The 19,762-nt window shown below is 53.0% G+C and carries 14 protein-coding genes; 9 read left to right on the forward strand and 5 right to left on the reverse strand.

The genetic code is table 11. The annotated features are described in order from the left end of the window. The first annotated feature begins 50 nt into the window (after positions 1 to 50). Together C2I18_RS16290 and C2I18_RS16295 are read left to right on the forward strand one after the other, a co-directional pair. Positions 51 to 2,018: a cellulase family glycosylhydrolase gene (locus tag C2I18_RS16290; protein WP_249896811.1), complete on the forward strand. Its 1,968-nt coding sequence runs from the start codon at positions 51 to 53 to the stop codon at positions 2,016 to 2,018. Positions 2,019 to 2,123: 105 nt separating this feature from the next. Next, positions 2,124 to 4,262 carry a class I SAM-dependent methyltransferase gene (locus tag C2I18_RS16295; RefSeq protein WP_249896812.1) on the forward strand — a complete coding sequence of 713 codons (2,139 nt, stop codon included), beginning with the start codon at positions 2,124 to 2,126 and terminating at the stop codon, positions 4,260 to 4,262. A 386-nt stretch (positions 4,263 to 4,648) separates the two neighbouring features. Here C2I18_RS16295 and C2I18_RS16300 read toward each other — a convergent pair whose 3' ends face one another. Next, positions 4,649 to 5,206, reverse strand: coding sequence for an SMI1/KNR4 family protein (locus tag C2I18_RS16300; protein WP_249896813.1), 558 nt, complete (start codon positions 5,204 to 5,206; stop codon positions 4,649 to 4,651). A gap of 65 nt (positions 5,207 to 5,271) precedes the next feature. Between C2I18_RS16300 and C2I18_RS16305 the strand changes: the two genes are divergently transcribed. From C2I18_RS16305 to C2I18_RS16320, 4 genes are all read left to right on the forward strand, one after another. Beyond that, positions 5,272 to 6,033 carry a response regulator transcription factor gene (locus C2I18_RS16305; RefSeq protein WP_249896814.1) on the forward strand — a complete coding sequence of 254 codons (762 nt, stop codon included), beginning with the start codon at positions 5,272 to 5,274 and terminating at the stop codon, positions 6,031 to 6,033. Positions 6,034 to 6,130: 97 nt separating this feature from the next. Continuing rightward, positions 6,131 to 7,054, forward strand: a complete 924-nt coding sequence (locus C2I18_RS16310; protein WP_249896815.1) for an ABC transporter ATP-binding protein — start codon at positions 6,131 to 6,133, stop codon at positions 7,052 to 7,054. Next, a complete protein-coding gene (locus tag C2I18_RS16315) occupies positions 7,047 to 7,784 on the forward strand; it encodes a hypothetical protein (RefSeq protein ID WP_249896816.1) in 738 nt (245 codons plus the stop codon). Before C2I18_RS16310 ends, C2I18_RS16315 begins: the two co-directional genes overlap by 8 nt. A gap of 40 nt (positions 7,785 to 7,824) precedes the next feature. Beyond that, positions 7,825 to 8,727: a sensor histidine kinase gene (locus tag C2I18_RS16320; RefSeq protein WP_249896817.1), complete on the forward strand. Its 903-nt coding sequence runs from the start codon at positions 7,825 to 7,827 to the stop codon at positions 8,725 to 8,727. A 541-nt stretch (positions 8,728 to 9,268) separates the two neighbouring features. Here C2I18_RS16320 and C2I18_RS16325 read toward each other — a convergent pair. Then, on the reverse strand, positions 9,269 to 9,619 hold the full coding sequence (locus C2I18_RS16325; RefSeq protein WP_249896818.1) for a nuclear transport factor 2 family protein: 351 nt from the start codon (positions 9,617 to 9,619) through the stop codon (positions 9,269 to 9,271). Between the two features lie 147 nt (positions 9,620 to 9,766). Continuing rightward, positions 9,767 to 10,684, reverse strand: a complete 918-nt coding sequence (locus C2I18_RS16330; protein ID WP_249896819.1) for a helix-turn-helix transcriptional regulator — start codon at positions 10,682 to 10,684, stop codon at positions 9,767 to 9,769. A 126-nt stretch (positions 10,685 to 10,810) separates the two neighbouring features. Between C2I18_RS16330 and yicI the strand changes: the two genes are divergently transcribed. From yicI to C2I18_RS16345, 3 genes are all read left to right on the forward strand, one after another. Beyond that, entirely contained in the window at positions 10,811 to 13,132 is a 2,322-nt protein-coding gene (yicI, locus tag C2I18_RS16335) for an alpha-xylosidase (protein ID WP_249896820.1), read from the forward strand. A 130-nt stretch (positions 13,133 to 13,262) separates the two neighbouring features. Beyond that, a complete protein-coding gene (locus tag C2I18_RS16340) occupies positions 13,263 to 14,429 on the forward strand; it encodes an SGNH/GDSL hydrolase family protein (protein WP_249896821.1) in 1,167 nt (388 codons plus the stop codon). 1,269 nt (positions 14,430 to 15,698) lie between these two features. Then, positions 15,699 to 16,082 carry a hypothetical protein gene (locus C2I18_RS16345; RefSeq protein WP_249896822.1) on the forward strand — a complete coding sequence of 128 codons (384 nt, stop codon included), beginning with the start codon at positions 15,699 to 15,701 and terminating at the stop codon, positions 16,080 to 16,082. Between the two features lie 94 nt (positions 16,083 to 16,176). Here the strand turns inward: C2I18_RS16345 and C2I18_RS16350 are convergent, their stop codons facing one another. Together C2I18_RS16350 and C2I18_RS16355 are read right to left on the reverse strand one after the other, a co-directional pair. Next, positions 16,177 to 17,829 (reverse strand): response regulator transcription factor, encoded by a 1,653-nt coding sequence (locus tag C2I18_RS16350; RefSeq protein WP_249896823.1) that lies wholly within the window; start codon positions 17,827 to 17,829, stop codon positions 16,177 to 16,179. After that, positions 17,826 to 19,583 carry a cache domain-containing sensor histidine kinase gene (locus tag C2I18_RS16355; protein ID WP_249896824.1) on the reverse strand — a complete coding sequence of 586 codons (1,758 nt, stop codon included), beginning with the start codon at positions 19,581 to 19,583 and terminating at the stop codon, positions 17,826 to 17,828. Before C2I18_RS16355 ends, C2I18_RS16350 begins: the two co-directional genes overlap by 4 nt. Positions 19,584 to 19,762: the final 179 nt, after the last annotated feature.

Raw genomic sequence — 19,762 nt, forward strand, 5'->3', positions numbered from 1 at the left:
GGAGAGCTGCACAAAGGCCTCCGGCATTTTTATTAGGAAGGGAGCAGAATATGAAGAAGTCCGGATACTTACTAATTATTATCGTTATTCTGCTGCTTGTTGCCGTATTGGCGGATCGTCCCAAGAATGCACATGCACAAGCCGCCCGGTATCCAACGCCGATGCAGACTTATGTGGAAGCCCTGGGACCCGGCTGGAATCTGGGCAACACCTTTGAAGCCAGCGGAGAGGAGACCTCATGGGGCAATCCGCCCACCACCAGGGCATTTATCGAACAGCTTGCGGCCGAAGGCTACAAAAGCATCCGTATCCCGATTACGTGGAAGCACCGGATGGGCGATGCCCCGGATTATGCCATACAGCAGGAGTTTATGGCGAGGATTCAGGAGGTTGTTGACTGGTCGCTGGAGGCGAAGCTGCACGTGATGATTAACCTTCACCATGACTCCCACTGGATCATGAATATGGCGTCCGGGCATGACGAGGTGGTGGCGAGATTCAATGCGGCCTGGACGCAAATTGCCGGGCACTTCAAGGATTATCCGGACACGCTGATGTTCGAGAGCGTCAATGAGCCGCGTTTTTCCGATGACTGGAGCAAGGATACCCCCGAATATTTCACCATGCTGGATGAGCTGAATGTATCCTTCCACAACATCGTCCGCCACTCCGGCGGGAATAACGGTACACGTCCGCTTGTGATCTCTACGCTTACTGCCGCTCCGACCGAGGCGAGGCTTATGGAGCTGTCCAAGACGATCACGAAGCTGCAGGACGACCGGCTGATTGCTACGTTCCATTATTACGGCTATTATCCGTTCAGTGTGAATACGGGCGGGTCTACAACCTTCGATGATACAGCCAGGCAGGATCTGATCCAGGCCTTCGACCGTGCCTATAAGATCTTCACGGCCAAAGGCATTCCGGTCATTGTCGGCGAATTCGGCCTGCTCGGCTTTGATAAATCGCTTGCGACGGTGCAGCACGGGGAAATCCTGAAGTTTTTTGAATATATCATCCACTATGCCCATGAGAAAAAAATGCCGCTGCTGCTGTGGGACAACGGGCAGCATTTTGACAGACGGAGCTTCACATGGATCGACGGGGAGCTTCATCAGGTCATGGCGGAGGGCCGGAAGGGGCGTTCCTCCAATGCGGAAAGTGATACGGTTTATATCAAAAAGGGGGAGGCGCTTCAGGATACCGCGCTTGCTTTGAACTTGAACGGCAACACGTTCAGGGAACTGCTCGCCGGAGGGGAGGGGCTGGTCAAGGGGAGTGATTATGAACTGGAAGGAGAACAGTTAATTCTTAAATCCGCACTGCTGGATAAGCTGCTTACGGAAGAGTATGGGATAAATGCAGTCCTGACCGCTGTCTTCAGCGCCGGAGCTGACTGGTCCATCAAGCTTGTCCATTATGATACGCCCCGCCTGTTCAGCTCGCAGGGTCCGCAGGGGATTTATACGCTCCCGGTCCAGTTTGGCGGCGACAGCTTAGCCACACTGGAAGCTGTCTATACCGCTGGCGGCAATGCCGGACCTGACGACTGGACGCCGTACAAGGAATACATCCGCCATTTCTATCCGGACTATAAGACCGGAGAGATCAAGTTCACGGATGAATTCTGGAGCGGTGTGAAGGACGGGGAGATGCAGCTGAAAATGCATTTCCGCAGCGGTGAGGTCATTCCCTATACCATGACCAAAGAAGGCTTCTCCATTGTCGGCCTGTCGGCTGAGGATGTGGAGAAGGCGGATGCCGGACCTGCGGCAGGTGAATCGGCGGAACCGGGGGATGCTGTGAATGCTGCTGAACCGGCAGATCCGGAGAGCATGACAGTAAACGGCGCAGCTGCAGGCTCAGGCGAATCATCGGAAACCTCTTCAATGCTTTCCGGGGAGTCTGCGCAGACAGGCGGTGTTACGCCCGGACAGATCCTGCTGGCTGTTCTTCTCCCGTTAGGCTTGCTGCTGGCAGCAGGCAGTGTTATATACTGGAGGAGAACAAGGAGGTAGAACGGCCCTGATTCAAATGGGAGGCAGCGGGGCTATTGTATAGAGATATCTGCTGCCAGCAACATTGCAGGGTTCTTGGTCTATCTTCATATAGGAGGCGCACGCATGCTGAAATCATTGCAGGCTATAGAATCATACCGCGAAGGGAAGGAGCTGCCGCAAGGGGCTTATCCCTGGCTGATGTACATTGTGCAGGCCGAGCAGGCCATCGTCAATCTGGAACGCGTGGAGTCGCTGCGCGAATTGGATGACCGTAATCCGGTGCTGGATTATGTGGAACGGAGCCTGCGGCTGCTGGACAGCCTGCCGCTCTCCTACTGGATTAAAGAGCTGGCCGAAGAGACGCTGGCCTGGTCGGAGGCAGCCAAGGGCGGAACCGTCCGCCAGCGCCGGCTATGGCAGCTGGAGGGCATTAACTGCTTCGTGCATAACATCGGCTCGGCGCAGCTGTATGCCAGGCATATGGGAATAAGCTCAGGGGAGTGGCCCTGGGACGAAGGCGGGGAGCGCGGGGAACCGCCTGCAGCAGCCGGCGGCGGAACGGATGCCGAAAAGACGCTGATTGTCCACCGCCTGATTGAAACTCATGGCCTGATCGGACAGCAGATCCGCGGAGAGGTGCCGCAGGGTGTGAACAGGCAGCTCACGGCACTGGTGGAAGAAGGCAGACTGACCGCAGATGAGCTGGAGCGGCTGCTGTTTGCGCTGAACCACTGCATTATCGGGGCGGTATCCCCGGAGCTGTGGCAGAATGTACGGGTACAGGTCATGGAGCTGATCGGTGAGATTGCTTCAGGCGATCCGGCGGCTCCTGTGCCGATGGTTGAGCGGCTGCAGCGTATGCGGTCCGGCGCTACTGCCAAGGGGGAGGATTTCGCAGCGGAGTGGAGCAGGCAGCTGCAGGAGGGATTTGATCCGGCAATGCTGGAGCCGCTGGAGTCTGTCACCTTCTGGTATGCAGAGTCTGCACTCCAGACCTTTTCACTGGAGCAATTCCTCAAAGTAGTCTCTCTGGCCGCATGTTGTGATCATGTATCCAGCCTGAATCATGTCAGCTTCGAGGCTGTAATGAATTCGATCTACTACGATTACAAAGGCGCAAAGAAGATCAACGTCTACAAGAAACGGATTATTGAAAAGTATCTGTCCGGGCTGTCGTGGAAGGACATTGGCGGGGCAGACAGCCCCTCCGGAAACCCGCATCTGGCTCACCGGCTGCGCCGGCAGGCGCATTTGCCCGATACCGTTTTTTTTGACTTTGAATTCTCGCCCGCTGCGGAGAAGCTGATCGAGTTCTGTATCGAAGCGGAGAAGTCGCCGCTGTACGAACGGGCGGTGCTGCTGCTGTTCGATTTGTTCGATCTGCGGCGCGATGCCTTTGACCGTTTTCATAACGAAGACAGCTATCTGAGCCAGATGAATGACACCGCAGATTACAAGGCAGTCATTCTGGAGTATGTTACCGGCAGCATGGTGCTGGATATCGGGCCGGGCGGCGGTGTGCTGCTGGATCTGATTGAAGAACGGATGCCGGAGGTGACTCCGGTAGGCATTGATATTTCCAGCAATGTCATTGAGGCGCTGCGCCAGCGCAAGCAGCGGGAAGGCCGGCGCTGGGAGGTGCTGCAGGGCGACGCGCTGAACCTGAAGGATTTTGTGCAGACGGGGAGCGTGGATACGGTTATCTTTTCGTCAATTCTGCATGAGCTGTATTCCTATGTGCCGCTGAACGGGCAGAAATTCAATCATGACACAGTCGCTGCGGCGCTGATTAGCAGCTTTGAGGTGCTCGCGGAAGGCGGAGTGATCATCATCCGTGACGGGATTATGACGGAGCCGGAAAATGAGCTGCGGCGTGTGAAGTTTCTGGAGCCTGACGGGATGGCATGGCTTGCGCGTTATGCGGAGGATTTTGCCGGACGGCCGATCCGGTATGAAGTCACCGGTGAACAGGAGGTGCTGATGCCTGTAAATGACGCAATGGAGTTCCTCTATACCTATACTTGGGGAGAAGAGGCTTACGTACATGAGGTTCAGGAGCAGTTCGGCTATTTCACACCTGCACAGTATGCAGCGTTTATTGAGCAGCATCTGGGTGAGCGGGCGAAGATTGAGGTGTTCCGGCACTACCTGCAGGAGGGATATACAGAGGCACTCCGGGACCGGATCGTGATGATGGATGAAAAGGGTGCGGAAGTGCCTTTGCCGGACAGTACATGCTTTATTGTGATCCGCAAAGGGTAGCGCAGGGGATGCTTCTTTCGGCGGTAACGTTAGCGGTAGCTTTAGCGAAAATGTTGGCATTAGAAGCAGCGCTCCACAGGTAATTGGATTTTCTCCACCTAAATCCGGTGTTTTTCATCCTTTACGATAGTTAGCTGGAAAAACTCCACCTGTTAAGGAGCAGGTCCGCCTAAAAGTACGAATTCGGCTCAATTAACTGGAGTTTTTCCCGCGAATATTATAATTCCCGCATGTGATCGAAGATTAGATGGAGAAAATCCTGCTAGTTGCTTCGTACCATACGTATCATACCTGCCATATATCAGCCTGAAGCTCACCGCTGCCTAGAACGGGACGCTTCAGGCTTGTTTGGTGTCGGCAACCAAGTGTACATAGTATGCAGCATTCTATCCGTTCAGTTCATCATCCACTGCGGTGGTTCCGCGGCATAATTCCGGGAAGGAACGGGCAACCACAATCGAATCCTCATACCCGAGGCTGCCGGAATGGGACACAAGAATCGGATATTCCTGATCTTTGTCTCCGTAGCCCCGCATATCCCAGATATAATGGTTGCCGCTCCCGTCCATGGCAAAAGGTACCGCACCGGGCATATACTCGGGGAACTCATAAGCCAACAGCATGGAACGCAGCTCTCCCGCGCTGAAGAATTGGAAGTACCGGCCGCCGTTCCCGAACTCGCCGCCATCTGAATACCGCAGAAAGTCCAGGTAGCTTGGCGGCAGGCCTTTTTGCGGTATGGACCACAAGCCGGGGTCAAACGGGGTGTACTGTGCATGCAGCGGGTGGGCTGCCGGGAAGGGATTGCGCTGCCGTCCGGTAATCTCCTGCTTTTCCGCCTCTGACAGCGGGAGATGCCAGCTCTCTGTGAAACATTGCAGCTCTTGCGCCGGAAGGCCCGGCTGCTTCTGATAGCAGGTGCTGAATACGTTGTTCCAATTCATGGAAGTGTCCTCCTTGCCGGTCTACCGGATCCTATGAGAATACGTTAAGATTAATAGAAGCATGAATGCCAATGCAAATGCCGCTCCGGCGGATCAGGCGGATTGGTGATTATAAGGGCTGGAGGCAGACTGAAGTGAAGGAGAACCATTACAAAATACTCGTTGTTGAAGATGATGCCGATATTAACCGGCTGCTGTGCCGTATGCTTGCGGCGGAAGGGTTAGCTGCTGTGCCGGCCTTTTCGGGCAGCGAGGCTGAACTCAGGCTGTCGCTTGAAGCTTATCAGCTGGTGCTGCTGGATCTGATGCTGCCGGGCATGGCCGGTGAGACGCTGATTGCACGCATCCGTGAGCATTCCACCGTTCCTATCATTGTTATCTCTGCAAAAAGCACGCTCCAGGATAAAGTAAGCCTGCTGCGTCTCGGAGCAGATGACTATATTACGAAGCCGTTCGACCAGGAGGAGGTGATGGCCAGAGTGGAGGCACAGCTCCGCCGCCAGCAGTATGCGCCTGTGCCGGATCTGAATGAGGAGACCGCCAGACTGCGCAATCTGGTGATGGATAAAAGCCGCAGGGAAGTTACGCTGAATGATGAACCGCTGGCTCTGACGAAATATGAATTTGAGATTCTGGCGCTGCTGCTGTCAAAGCCTGACCATATCTTTTCCAAAAGCGAGCTGTACCGGAATATCTGGCAGGGCACTTATCTCGGGGATGACAACACCATCAATGTACATATCAGCAATCTGCGGGCCAAATTCGCTGCGGTAACGGAAGAGGAGTACATCCGCACCGTCTGGGGAATCGGATTCAAGATTGTGTAGGTCCGGATTTCTTTATGGTTTCTTAAGATTTAGCTTAAAGCTTATTAAAATTGCCCCGGGTACAATGGGATTATCAAACGGCAAGGGAGTCTTAACGATGATGCATTGTATACTGGAGATTGATTCGCTTGGCAAAACATATAAGGATGTACACGCGCTTCAGGACATCTCGCTGAAGATTGCAGCAGGCGATATTGCAGCAGTCATCGGCAAAAATGGTGCAGGTAAAACGACCCTGTTCAAATGTGTGACCGAGCAGGTCTTTCCGACTTCAGGCAGGATTACGCTCTACGGAAAAAAGGATGCCGCCGGTATAAGGGAACAGCGCCGCAAAATCGGGGCCATGATTGAAGAACCTGCTTTTTTTCCGGATTTCACAGCGAGGCAGAATTTGGAGTATTTCCGCCAGCAGCGGGGCATTGCCGGCCGGGAAGCTGTGGAGCAGGCGCTTAAGGATGTTAACCTGCTGGATACAGGAAGGAAGAAATTCAAAGCCTTCTCGCTGGGAATGAAGCAGCGTCTGGGGCTGGCGCTGGCCCTGATGTCGCATCCGGCCCTGCTGATTCTGGATGAGCCGACCAACGGGCTCGATCCGGAGGGGAAGGCGGAGATCCGCGAGCTCTTGAAGACCCTGAATACGGCGCGGAAGGTGACTATCCTCATTTCAAGTCATGTGCTGTCTGAGCTGCAGAGTGTGGCTACCCGTTATATTTTTATGGACCGCGGACGGATCGTGGAGCAGCTGACGGCAGAGGAGCTGCTGAACAAGACCCGCAAAGCCGTTGAGCTGGTTGTGGATGACAGCGGCAAAGCGGCGACGGTTCTGGAGCGGCTTTTCCCGGAAATCCCCTTCCGGATTCTCCCGGGTAACCGGATCCGGCTGTCGGGCGGTACGGACAAGACGGAAGCGTTGAACCGGGCGCTGTACAGCAGCGGAGTCGGCGTGCATTCCATTGCGGTCACGGGAGAGGACTTGGAGGAATATTATCTGGGTCTGCTGGGAGGTGAACGGCATGCTTAATCTGATGAAGAGTGAGCAGTACCGTTTTGTCCGGACGCTGAGTTATTATTTCACCGGTTTGCTCTACATTCTTCTAATGGCCGGTGCAGCAGTCGTCCTCTACGTCTTCCAGCAGTCGGATCCCGGGTTCCGTTACGGCAATGAGCGTTTCTTCTATTGGAATGTTCTGGAGATGCTGCCGGTGGTATTTGTGCTGCTTTTTACCTTTCCGGTAATTCTAATGGGCGACCATAAGCAGATCCTTAAGAATACAGCGGCATACGGCTACAGCAGACCGTACATTTATATAGCCAAACTGCTGGTAATCCTGGCCGGGTTCCTGTTGTTTGCACTTGTCTTGACGGGCGTGTCGGTTCTGCTTGGAGCAAATCTGCTGGTCCGCAGCCATGAGCACGCGCTTGCGGAATACAGCAGTGCCCTGCTGAACGCGCTGCCTGTAATGATTGCCGGGCTTACCACCTACTATGGTCTGGCAGCGGTCATGAAGAAGAATACGCAGATTATCATTGCTTATGTGCTGATCTATTTCCTGCCCCATTACATTCTGAGTGCCCTTCAGGGCAGATTTTCCTGGGCGGCCTGGCTCTACAGCCATACTCCTGCCTATTATTTGTTCAACCTGTATGGCGATATATCTTATGCTGCCTGGGAACCTTGGGCGTCCGGAGCAATATATACGCTGGTCTTTGGCTGGCTGGGACTCTATCTGTTCAAAAAAGAAGAATTCTGATTACAGCTGCAATCAAGCCGGTCCGGGGAGGGGGAGAAGCATGTATCCGGTTATTTCAATCATTGCCGTTCTGGCAGCCGTCCTTCTGCTGATGGCCTACCTGCTGCAGCGGCACAGCATTATTAAGGTCAAAGAGCAGCTATCGGATACAGACTCTCTCCCTGTACAGCATCTTCATATCAAGCTGCCGCTGCCCGGTCGCGAAATGGAAGGGCTGGTGGTCGGCATTAACGGGCAGCTGGAGGAGCGGAGGAAGGAGCAGGTGCTGCATGAGGCAAGAGAGCATGCCATCAAGGAGGAGATTACGAATCTCTCTCACGATCTGCGCACTCCGCTTACTTCGCTGCAGGGTTACGCCAGTCTGCTGAAGGACCCGGCGGTTCCGGCAGCGGAGCGGCAGGAGTATCTGGACATTATTCTGCATAAGCTGGGGGTTATGAACAATATCGTAGAGTCCTTTTATGAGCTGTCCAGCATGGATTCCGGAGATTACCCCTTGAACCGGCAGCCGATATACCTGTACAGTCTGCTGAGTGAAGTAATTCTCGCGTTCCATAGTGATCTGGTGCAGAAGAATATTGAAGTTACGCTGCATCTGGAGGAGACAGTGAAGGCCATTTTGCTGGATGAAAAAGCCATGATCCGCATCTTCTCCAATATGCTGCAGAACGTGCTCCGTTACGGAAAAAGCAGGCTTGCCATTTCTTTATTTACGGAAGACGGCAGAGTGAAAATCGTATTTATGAACGATACGGATCAGATCAGGGGGCAGGATGTGCCCAGGCTGTTCGAACGGACGTATACAAGTGATCCTTCGCGCTCAAACGGCCAGCTGGGGCTGGGCCTCTCCATTGTGAAACAGCTGGTGGAGAAGCAGGGCGGCAGCCTTGAGGCTGGACTAATTGACGGAGAGTTCCGGCTGGTTTTTGTCTTCGGGGAATGACAGAAGGGGGCCGCAAGCATGCTTCTTAGTGCCGGGAAACCCAGGTTTTTTAATGGCCTTGGGTTTCATTAATGTTTCAGTCCGCGCAAGATTTGGGCATCAATCGGCGGGTGGCCGGCATTGGCTGGCATGGGCTGGCATGGGCGTATCGCTGCTGTGTGGCGCATCCCCCATTGCTAACGGACGCAGCTTCCGTTATTTGCCCAATATCGCCCGGTTTCCACCGCTAACGGACCTTAGTTCCTTTATGCTGCTAAAAGATGGGTAAAGGAAGCACTTTCGGGTGAAATAACGGATTCGGGGTCCGTTAGGATTCAAAAACACACCTCCAGCGCAAAATAACGGATCCGGGGTTCGTTAGCCTTAGCATTTCCAGGTGGTTAATAGGCTCTGGTGCGCGTGAGGTGATGGGGTGGAGCCGGCAACCGTTAAGACGGTTCGTGTGAAATCAAATGACATAAAGAAGGCCGCCGGGATTTTCCCGGCAGCCTCAAGCCGCACTTGTGCGGCTTCTTTTTCGTTAACATCTATATCGCTCCGGTTACTGCTGAGTGATTACCAGTGAACTGATTTTACCGCCATTCACCTTGAATTCATGTCTGAACTGCAGCGGGGAAGGCACACGGTTCCGGTTAAATTCACCTTCCATCTCAGCTGTGACTATGGTATTCCCGCCGGCTTCACCGACTTCCATAATCGTATAACGGACCTTGGCAGAGAAAATCTCCGCCTCGCCCCAGGCCTTGATATCTTCACTGCCCTGGATGGTCTTGCCGTTATCCCTGACAGTTGCGCCTGAAGCGAACAAGTCAATAAAAGCCTCGGGCTGATACTGGTTAATCGTATTGAAATACTCCTGTACTTCACTCGGCATGGTAACATGTTGACTCATGAATATCTGCCTCCTGTAAGTAGATTGGTAGAATGAAACAGAGCCATCCTTACAGGTAACTTAAACGTATCCGGGAATCCGTAAGCAGACAAGTGAACCGGAGGAGAACGATGAAGGCCGGTCCGGCGTGCCCTGAAGCCCCTCTTTTCAAGGATACAGCTGCCCTTGGCCGGCTCCCTGAACTGCGCCTTTTCGGAACTCCGAAGGGGAGCATTTCATCGCTTTGCGGAACACTTTAATAAAATAACTGACATTATCAAAACCGACCTCAAGCGCGATGTCGGAGATTTTGCGTTCACTCTGCTGCAGCAGATCTGCCGCCTGGCGGATCCGGTAAGAGTTGATATAATCCACCGGCGTTTTGCGGGTCATTGTTTTGAAGAAGCGGCAGAACTGCCCTTCACTCATAGGGATCAGCTCGGACAAATCACGGGTGCGGATCGGTTCGCGGTAATTGTCCTGAATGTAGAGAATGACCTTCTTCAGCCGGTTGATTTTTGTAGAGTCTGCGCCCTCGGACTGGGTATGATTGACCGCACGTCCCGGGGCGGCAATCATGGAGAGCATAATCAGCAAAGTTCCTTTCATAAAGGACTCGAATCCGGGCATTTTATGATCATAGGCCTGCATCATGCGCTCCAGATGGCCCAGCAGCTCCTTTTGCCAGGGAATGTCCGGTGTGATATGCCTCGGAAAGCTCTGCCGTTTCTCCTGAAGCGGGAGAATGACAGTCTGCTGGATGGTGTCATATTGGGCGCTGGCGAGCAGGTCGGGGTGGAATACAAGCGCACAGAATCTGCACGGACTTTCCTTCAGCACATAGGCGGCGTGGATATCACCGGATTCTATGAACACGGCTTCCCCCGTCTTTAGCGGAAAATAGTCGGTATCCACCTGGAAAGTGATCTCCCCTTCAAGCAGCATAAAAAACTCGGCCTCCTCATGCCAGTGCGTATCAAGCACATGCGTACCGGCCGGAAGCTCGATTTCATAGGCGGCCAGCGGAAACATTACATCGCCATGGACGCGGTCTTCTTTCAGCAAACGCTGGGATGTGCGGTCCATAATGCCACTCCTTTCGTAAAAACGTCAAAATAGTGTTATAAATAAGCTATATTTTATTAGTTTTGTTCAATTATTATCGTTATAATGCAACTATAAACACCAAATTGAAGGGTGGCAAGCTCACACATGAAATTTACAGACGGTCTCTGGCTGGTTCGTGACGGAATCACGATTAACGGCGCAGTTCAAAACTATGTAGTGGAAAAAACCAACGAAGGCTTAACAGCAATTGCCCAAACTACACCAATTACCGGACGTGCAGCAACACTGAACTCCACGCTCCTTACAGTTAAATTCCATTCTCCGCTTCCAGGCGTGGTAGGCGTGAAGATTATCCATAATGATGGCGTTGTAGACCGCGGTCCTGCTTTTGAATTGACCAAGGGAACAGGCGACCATGTACAGATTGAAGAAAATGAAGCACAGACTGTACTGATCAGCGGCGGACTCCGCGTTGTCATCAACAAAGGCACTCACTGGTCCGTGGACTTCTACCGCGGCGACGAGCGCATTACAGGCAGCGGTTTCAAATCCATGGCTTACATCACCGATCAGGCCGGCAACACGTTCATGCGTGAAGAGCTGGATATCGGCGTAGGCGAATTCGTTTACGGTCTGGGCGAGCGCTTCACTTCTTTTGTGAAGAATGGACAGGTTGTAGATATCTGGAACAAAGACGGCGGCACAAGCTCCGAGCAGGCTTACAAGAACATTCCGTTCTATGTAACAAGCAAAGGCTACGGCGTATTTGTTAACCATCCTGAGCTGGTATCGTATGAGATCGCTTCGGAAAAAGTGAAAAAAGCCCAATTCAGCGTAGCTGGAGAAAGCCTTGAATACTTCGTGATCGAAGGACCTTCCATTAAAGAGGTTATCAGCAAATATACTTCCCTTACCGGTAAGCCTGCACTTCCGCCGGCATGGACTTTCGGCTTGTGGCTGACAACTTCATTCACAACGGACTATGATGAAGCAACCGTGAATTCCTTCGTAGAAGGCATGGCAGAACGTGATCTGCCGCTGCATGTATTCCACTTTGACTGCTTCTGGATGCGTGAATACCAATGGACGGATTTCCAATGGGACCCGCGCGTATTCCCGGACCCTGTCGGCATGCTGAAACGCCTGAAGGAAAAAGGCCTGAAAATTTGCGTATGGATCAACTCCTATATCGGACAACGTTCACCGCTGTTTGAAGAAGGCAAAAAGAACGGCTATCTGATCAAAAAACCGAGCGGCGACGTATACCAGACTGACCTGTGGCAAGCGGGCATGGGGCTCGTGGACTTCACTAACCCTGCAGCTTGCGAATGGTATGCCGGTTACCTGCGTGACCTGGTAGACATGGGCGTGGACAGCTTCAAAACCGACTTCGGCGAGCGCATTCCTACCGATGTTGTATACTTTGACGGCTCTGACCCGCAGAAGATGCACAACTACTACACGCAAATGTACAACAAGGTTGTCTTCGACGTCCTGGAAGAGAAGCTTGGCAAAAATGAAGCAGCGGTATTCGCGCGTTCGGCTACAGCCGGCGGGCAGCAGTTCCCGGTTCACTGGGGCGGCGACTGCTACGCAGACTACGAGTCGATGGCAGAAAGCCTTCGCGGCGGCCTGTCCCTCGGTCTGTCCGGCTTCGGGTTCTGGAGCCATGATATCGGCGGCTTTGAGAACACGGCTCCGGCGCATGTCTTCAAACGCTGGCTGGCCTTCGGCCTGCTCTCCAGCCACAGCCGTCTGCACGGCAGCACCTCGTACCGTGTGCCTTGGGCATACGACGATGAAGCGGTTGATGTTACCCGTTTCTTCACCAAGCTTAAATGCAGCCTGATGCCTTACCTGTACGATGTGGCAGGACAAGCGCATGAACAGGGCTGGGCTTCGATGCGGGCCATGGTTATGGAATTCCCTGAAGATCCTACCTGTGAAGTGCTTGACCGCCAGTACATGCTCGGTGACAAGCTGCTTGTAGCTCCGATCTTCCAGGAGAATGGCGAAGTGAAGTACTATCTGCCGGCTGGACGCTGGACTCACCTGCTTAACGGTGAGACTGTTGTAGGCGGATCATGGCGCAAAGAAAAGCATGACTTCTTCAGCCTCCCGCTGTTCGTACGCCAGAACTCCCTGCTTGCACTGGGCAGCGAGGACACCCGTCCGGATTATGATTTTGCAGACGGCGTGAAATTCGGCCTGTACTCCCTGGAAGACGGTGCTGTAACTACAGCGACTGTCCGCGACATTAACGGTGCACCGGAGCTGAATGTGAAGGCAGAACGCCAAGGCAGCACTGTAACTGTAACTGCAGAAGGCAGCGGCAAAGCATTCACACTGGCTGTGAAAGACCTCGGCGCTATCGCATCTGTAGAAGGTGCAGAGCAAGCGGATGAGACTACTGTGAGCGTGCCTGCAGGAGCGAAATCTGTCTCCTTCACCATCACATTGAAATAAGTTATACGGTCTGTACTCAAGCTCTCTGATGGCAGGGGACGTCTCGTCCCCTGTTTATTAGAGAGTTTTTTGGATGTCATGAGATGAAGTTATGTTTCTATGAAACTGCGATGATTATGGGGGAATGGATATGACAGAGATTAAGGAAAACAATGGAGTGCTCAGCCAACCTGAGTATACTTCAGCTACGGCACTCTCCGCGGCTGCGAACTATATCATGAATGCTGCGGAGCCCTTTACCCATACCTACCGGACTTTTATCCGGGTGCGGGAAACGGGTGATCTCAAGCTGAAGTTCTGGCACAGCAATAACGTGGATTCCACCTGGGATAAAGGCCAGGAAGCCTCCGGCAGCGAACCGGGAGGGGAATGGAGCATTGAGGCCGCTTATTTTGCGGACGGAGGCCTGGAGCCGGACAGCACGGTTGTGCCGGGTTCGCAGGTTCCGGTTACGTTTGCTGGAGCGGTCTCGCGGGCGGTTGTTCCGGGGGAATATTTTTGGAGCGATGAGGCCAGCCTGCAGCTGCCCGAGGCCCATTATCTGGCCTTCACCTGGAGTATCAAGACAGCGGCTCCGGGCAAGTCTTTCCCGTACAATGTAGAGGGAATGCTGGTGAGCGGGTATGATGCTGCGGGCAGCCTGGCGGACAGCGTTACAGCTGTAGGGTTTACAGAATCGGACAAGCTGCTGGTACTGCCAAGCTACATCGGCTACAAGAAACAGGTGAAGAAGAAGCTGGTGTTCCTGGGCGATTCCATTACACAAGGGGTCCGGACAGAAAAAGATGGCTACACCTACTGGGCGGCGCGGATTGCTGAAGGTCTGGGGACGGATTATGGCCTATGGAACATTGGTTCAGGCTGGGGCAGAGCCTACGATGTGGCCGAGGGCGGCCCTTGGCTGGAGAAGGCCAAACAGGCTGACGAATTGCTGATGGTGCTCGGCGTCAACGATCTCGACATCGGAGAGCGCTCGGCGGAAGAGCTGCTTGGTGACCTGGCGCATATTATTGCGGAGGTCAGAGCCGCGAATCCGGCTGTGGAGATTATCCTCAGCACCGTGCCGCCGTTCAACTTTGAAGGAGACCGGGAGGCGGCCTGGCGCAAGGTGAATGCAACAATTCTGACGAATCCTCCGGCGGGAGTGAACCGTGTATTTGACATTGCTGCGGTGCTGTCCGTACCGGCTCCGGCGGAGCACAGAATCAGACCGGAGTACATGAGCAACGAATTCGACCCGCATCCGAACGGTAACGCCGGTAAAGCGGTCGCTGATGCGTTTCTGGCTTGGTATTGAGACGTGAGTAGAGAGTAGCTGCACGTTCGGGCTGAGCTTGGGGAGATGGAGTGGGATGGCCACGGGCGGCAGTAACTTGGTGGAGATGCAGACGCTGGCGGAATGAACGGGAAAAGTACCTTTGATTCCGGCGTACGTGGGCAAATGTGCCAAATGAGAGGTAAAAGTACCTTTGATTCCGGCGTACGTGGGCAAATGTGCCAAATGAGAGGTAAAAGTACCTTTGATTCCGGCCTACGTAGGCAAATGTGCGAAATGAGAGGTAAAAGTACCTTTGATTTCGGCGTACGTGGGCAAATGTGCCAAATGGGAGGTAAAAGTACCTTTGATTCCGGCCTACATGGGCAAATGTGCCAAATGAGAGGTAAAAGTACCTTTGATTCCGGCCTACGTAGGCAAATGTGCCAAATGAGAGGTAAAAGTACCTTTGATTCCGGCCTACGTAGGCAAATGCGCCAAATGAGAGGTAAAAGTACCTTTGAATTCGGCCTACGTAGGCAAATGTGCGAAATGAGAGGTAAAAGTACCTTTGATTCCGGCCTACGTAGGCAAATGTGCGAAATGAGAGGTAAAAGTACCTTTGATTCCGGCCTACGTAGGCAAATGTGCGAAATGAGAGGTAAAAGTCCCTTTGATTCCGGCCTACGTAGGCAAATGTGCCAAATGAGAGGTAAAAGTACCTTTGAATTCGGCCTACGTAGGCAAATGTGCGAAATGAGAGGTAAAGGTACCTTTGATTTCGGCGTACGTGGGCAAATGCGCCAAATGAGAGGTGAAAGTACCTTTGATTCCGGCCTACATGGGCAAATGTGCCAAATGAGAGGTAAAAGTACCTTTGATTCCGGCCTACGTAGGCAAATGTGCGAAATGAACGGGAAAAGTCCCGTTGAATTGTGCCGACGCGGGCGATTTGGCGAAATGAACGGGAAAAGTCCCGTTGAATTGGGCCGACGCGGGTGATTTGATGAAATGAACGGGAAAAGTCCCGTTGAATTGTGCCGACGCGGGCGATTTGGTGAAATGAACGGGAAAAGTCCCGTTGAACTGGACCGACATGGGCGAATTGGCGAAATGAGAGGTATACAACAAAGTTCCACACGTCACGCCCGTCCGAGAGGTGGAGCATCAGCAGCCCGGCAGCTTCAACGCACCAGCGTGAAGCCTGCCGGGCTTTTCTGTGAAATGGAACTTTGGAGTGTGGAACAGCAGCAGGATTCCCTGTATGATTATGGAAAAGTGTATCGTCGGTTTAAGGGAGGGAGTGACCGATTGAGGACCCGAAGAATTATCATTATCGCATGCTCGGCAGCCATTATTCTCTACTTCTCTTTTTGTGTGTGGATCGCCCGTGATACCCGTCTAATTCTGCGGACTGCGATGGATACCCGGGCGGATTACTCCAGGTACATGACCGATAATGTGTATGATTCCATTAATCCTGTTCAAAGACAAATGAGAGCTTCGGACTACACTTACCAGCCTGAACATAGTTCAATCGGCATTCCCTTGCCGCTGCATCTGTTCCTGTATGCCAAAGTGTACGTTACACATCAATATGACCCGGCAGACTGGGGATTCCGCGAACAGGTTACTTTGACACTAAAGCTTAAAAAAGGAAGGTGGATTGCGGCCCAAGCATCCATTCAACCGTAACACCAAAAAGGCGCTGCTGCTTGCATAACTGCAAGCGGCAGCGCCTTTTATGTCGCGGCATCTATGAATTCATCTGCACAGGCTGCAGCAGGCTCTATGAATTCACCCGCTCCCGGTATTCCTTCGGTGAGCTCCCTACCTGCTTCTTGAATACCTTGCTGAAGTATTTCACATCATGGAAGCCGACCATCTCCGAGATCTGCGCCAGCTTCAGATGAGGATTCTGCAGCAGCAGCTTGGCTTTTTCGATCCGGACGGTGCCGATGTAATCTGTAAAATTAATGCCGTACTCCTGCTTGAATTTGCGCGAGACGTACTCACGGCTGACATAGAATTTGCCCGCGACCTCCTGAAGAGACAGATCGGACTGGTAATTCTGGTCGATATATTTCACGATGTCGGTAATCGGATTGCGTTCCTTCACTGCTCTGGCATCCAGCTCCTGCACCAGTCGCTGCATCAGCGCAAAGGACCAGTCCCGCCAGGCGAACAAAGAGAAGGAGTAGCCGTTGGCATAAGGGGCCGGATTCGCGCTGTCTGCCCGTTCAAGCTCAGCCAGTGCGGCATCTGCCTGGCCCCCCAAGGCTTCACGGACCAGCCGGGCACGGAAGGTCAGCACGTCGGCTTTCCAGGTGCTCAGCATCTCCGGGGTGACCACACCTCCGCGGCTGAGCTCCTGGGTCCAGTACTGGGCGGCATCCGCCAGCACCTCATTGTTGCCGCTGATTACAGCTACCTTCCAATCCTCTTGGACATCTGCGAAGGTCAGCGGCTGACTTCCTTTCTTATCAGCGGCAGCCGCCTGTCCGGTATGCTCTCCCGAACAAGAGGAGAAATGGCAGTAATCCTCATGGCTTAAAAGATTGCGCCGCTGCAAGGCCTCTGCGGCTTCTGTACGCTGGGCAGACAGCTGCCGGGGCAGGCTGGCCACCCCGCTGATCCCGAAATGCATCCGGAACTGCAGCGTAAGGTAGATGCCCTGATTGATCCGGCTGATCAGCCCGGTAACGGACTCCAGGGTATCCCACAGCAGGATGGCAATCTCGGGAGGGCCGCCCCAATACCGGAAGGAGATGCCTTGGCGCTGAGGCTGCAAAAATTCATTGCAGATATTTACAATGGCATAATACAGCAGCTCATTGTCTCCGCCGAACCGTTTAAGCAGGGGATTATTCCCGGTATCGGTCTGCACGAGGATCAGCCGGCAGGAGCCCGCCTCCTCAGGGATGACACCTTCGCTTCTCAGCCTGCGCAGCGAGGCCTCCGAATTGACAGGATCATCGATCAGGGCCGAGAGCAGCTTCTCCCCGTAAATCGGCTTGATTTCATTCAGCCGGATGCTTTCCCTTTGCCGCTGGGTGCGCTCGGCCTCTTCAGACCGCCAGGCGGCAACGGCTTTGGATACCGCATGATTGATCGCATCGGCTTCAATCGGCTTGAGGATATAATCAATGCCGCCGTTGCGGACAGCATGGCGTACAAAATCAAAATCATTATGACCGCTGACCACAATGAATTTGGTGTTGCCGGCAAATTCATTGACCCAGGTCATCAGCTCGACCCCGCTGCCGGAGTCCATCATCATATCCATGATCACCAGCGCCGGCTTATGCTCACGGATCAGCTCTATGGCCTCATTGCCGCCGCCGGCTTCCAGGATCTCACCGATCTGATGGGCGTCCCAGTCGACCAGCAGCCGGACCGCTTTTCTGACTCTTGCTTCGTCATCTACTATAAGGGCCTTCATAACCGTTCACTCTCCGTTAAAATATCAATTTCCAGTCTGACGATAACCCCGCCAGCTTCCAGATTGTCTACCGTAAGCACGGCATCATCCCCGCAGACCAGCCGCAGCCTGGCCAGGACATTTCCCAGCCCGATACCGGCTCCGGGAGCGTCACGTCTGATATCGCTGTCCTTCAATGCAGAGACATCCAGCTGGGAAGGCTGCTGCAGCTCCTGCCGCAGCGTCTCCAGTCTGGCTGGAGGGATGGTGTTTCCGTTATTTTGAATGCTGATTTCCATCCGCCCTGAGTTCAGCCTTACCGCCGTGATCTCAACAAACCCGTCACTGCGCGACAGATTAAAGCCGTGTTTGAAGTAGTTTTCGACAATCGGCTGCAGGATCATCTTTGGCATGAGTGCGGTAAGGAGTGATTCTTCCATATCGTAGCGGAAACTGAACTTGTTTTCAAAACGCTCCTTTTGCAGCTCAATATATGCTTTGACATGGTCCAGCTCGTTCTGGATCGTAACGACCTTTTCGTCGTTGTGCATGCTGTACCGCATCATTTTGGCCAGTGCCGAGAGCAGCCCGTAGATTTGCGGAACCTTCAGTTCCAGCGCAAGCGTACCGATAATCTGAAGGGTGTTGTTCAGAAAATGCGGGTTGATCTGTGACTGCAGCGCTCTGAGCTCATTGGTTTTGTTGGACAGCTCCAGCCTGTATTCCCGCAAAATCAGATTGTTGATCGTATCCATCATCCGGCGGAAATGTTCTGTCAGCACACCGACCTCATCATTGCCCGCAGGGCGGATGTCGATATCCAGATTACCGGTCTGCACCTGATTCATATATCGGGTTAACTGCTTGATTGGTGCAGTAATCCGGAAAGAAATAAAGATAGTCAGGGCAATAATCATGATCATCAGCAGGAGCAGCAGCGCGATATTTATCGTTGCCGCCTCTTTGGCTTCACGGAACAGGTAGGAGACCGGAATTTGCTTCACTAGGGTCCAGTCGAGGGCCTCACTGTCTATTTTCTGATAGATAAATACAGATCCGCCTTCCTCAAAATATCCTTGGGAGCTGCCTGCCGCCAAAATTTGCTTATCATACCAGCCGGCGTTCAGCTTATTGCCCAGCTCTGCTGCATCGTGACTGTAAACCTGTGCACCGCTGCCGTCGATGAGATAGATCTTCTCCTGATTCTGCTCATACAGCTGGGCTGTAATATCAGTGAGCGCTGCCAGTCTGACATCAATGGATAAATATCCGAGCGGTTCATTGGTAGGAACCCGTTCAATCCGTCTGTGCAGGGTAAAAACCGGCTCCGGGACGATCTGCGAATTGGGCGCACTCACCCCGTAGCTGTTGCTCATATGTGTGCTTTGTACAGAGACCGGAGACGCCCCTGTGATCAGAGAATCAATAAAAGGGGAAACACCCTGCCAGCGCCTTGGCGTCGTGCCTTGCGTAAGCAGGGTCGATTTGCTGTCTTTAACACCATACAGATAGACCTGGAAGATATCCGGCATAGAGGCCGAGATGTAATTAAGTGAGGAGTACGTCAGGATATCGGCAGACAGATCATCATACCCGGCTTCAAGCTGGCGGTAAAAATCCGTATCCGAATAGACCATCAGGGACAGCCGGTTGACCTCCTGTATGAGGCTGGAGATATTTTTGGAGCCCTGAAAGAGCAGGTTCTTATTCTCATCTACAGCCCGGGTCCTTAGGGACTCCGTAGTATAAGAATAGTTGATTAACATAGTTGCCATAATACAAATTAATGTCGGCAGGAGTAAAAAAAGGATCAGTTTGGTGCGGATATTGTTCCATTTCATCATTTCGTGTCACATCCGATCAATATTTTACACCTGAAAGATCACTTGCGTAGGTGTAAGAGGTCCGCAAAAAAAGTGATAATATCCTTAGATGATAAACAAGTAAGTGAGTA

The organism is Paenibacillus sp. PK3_47, from assembly GCF_023520895.1.
Taxonomy (GTDB): Bacteria; Bacillota; Bacilli; order Paenibacillales; family Paenibacillaceae; genus Paenibacillus_AQ.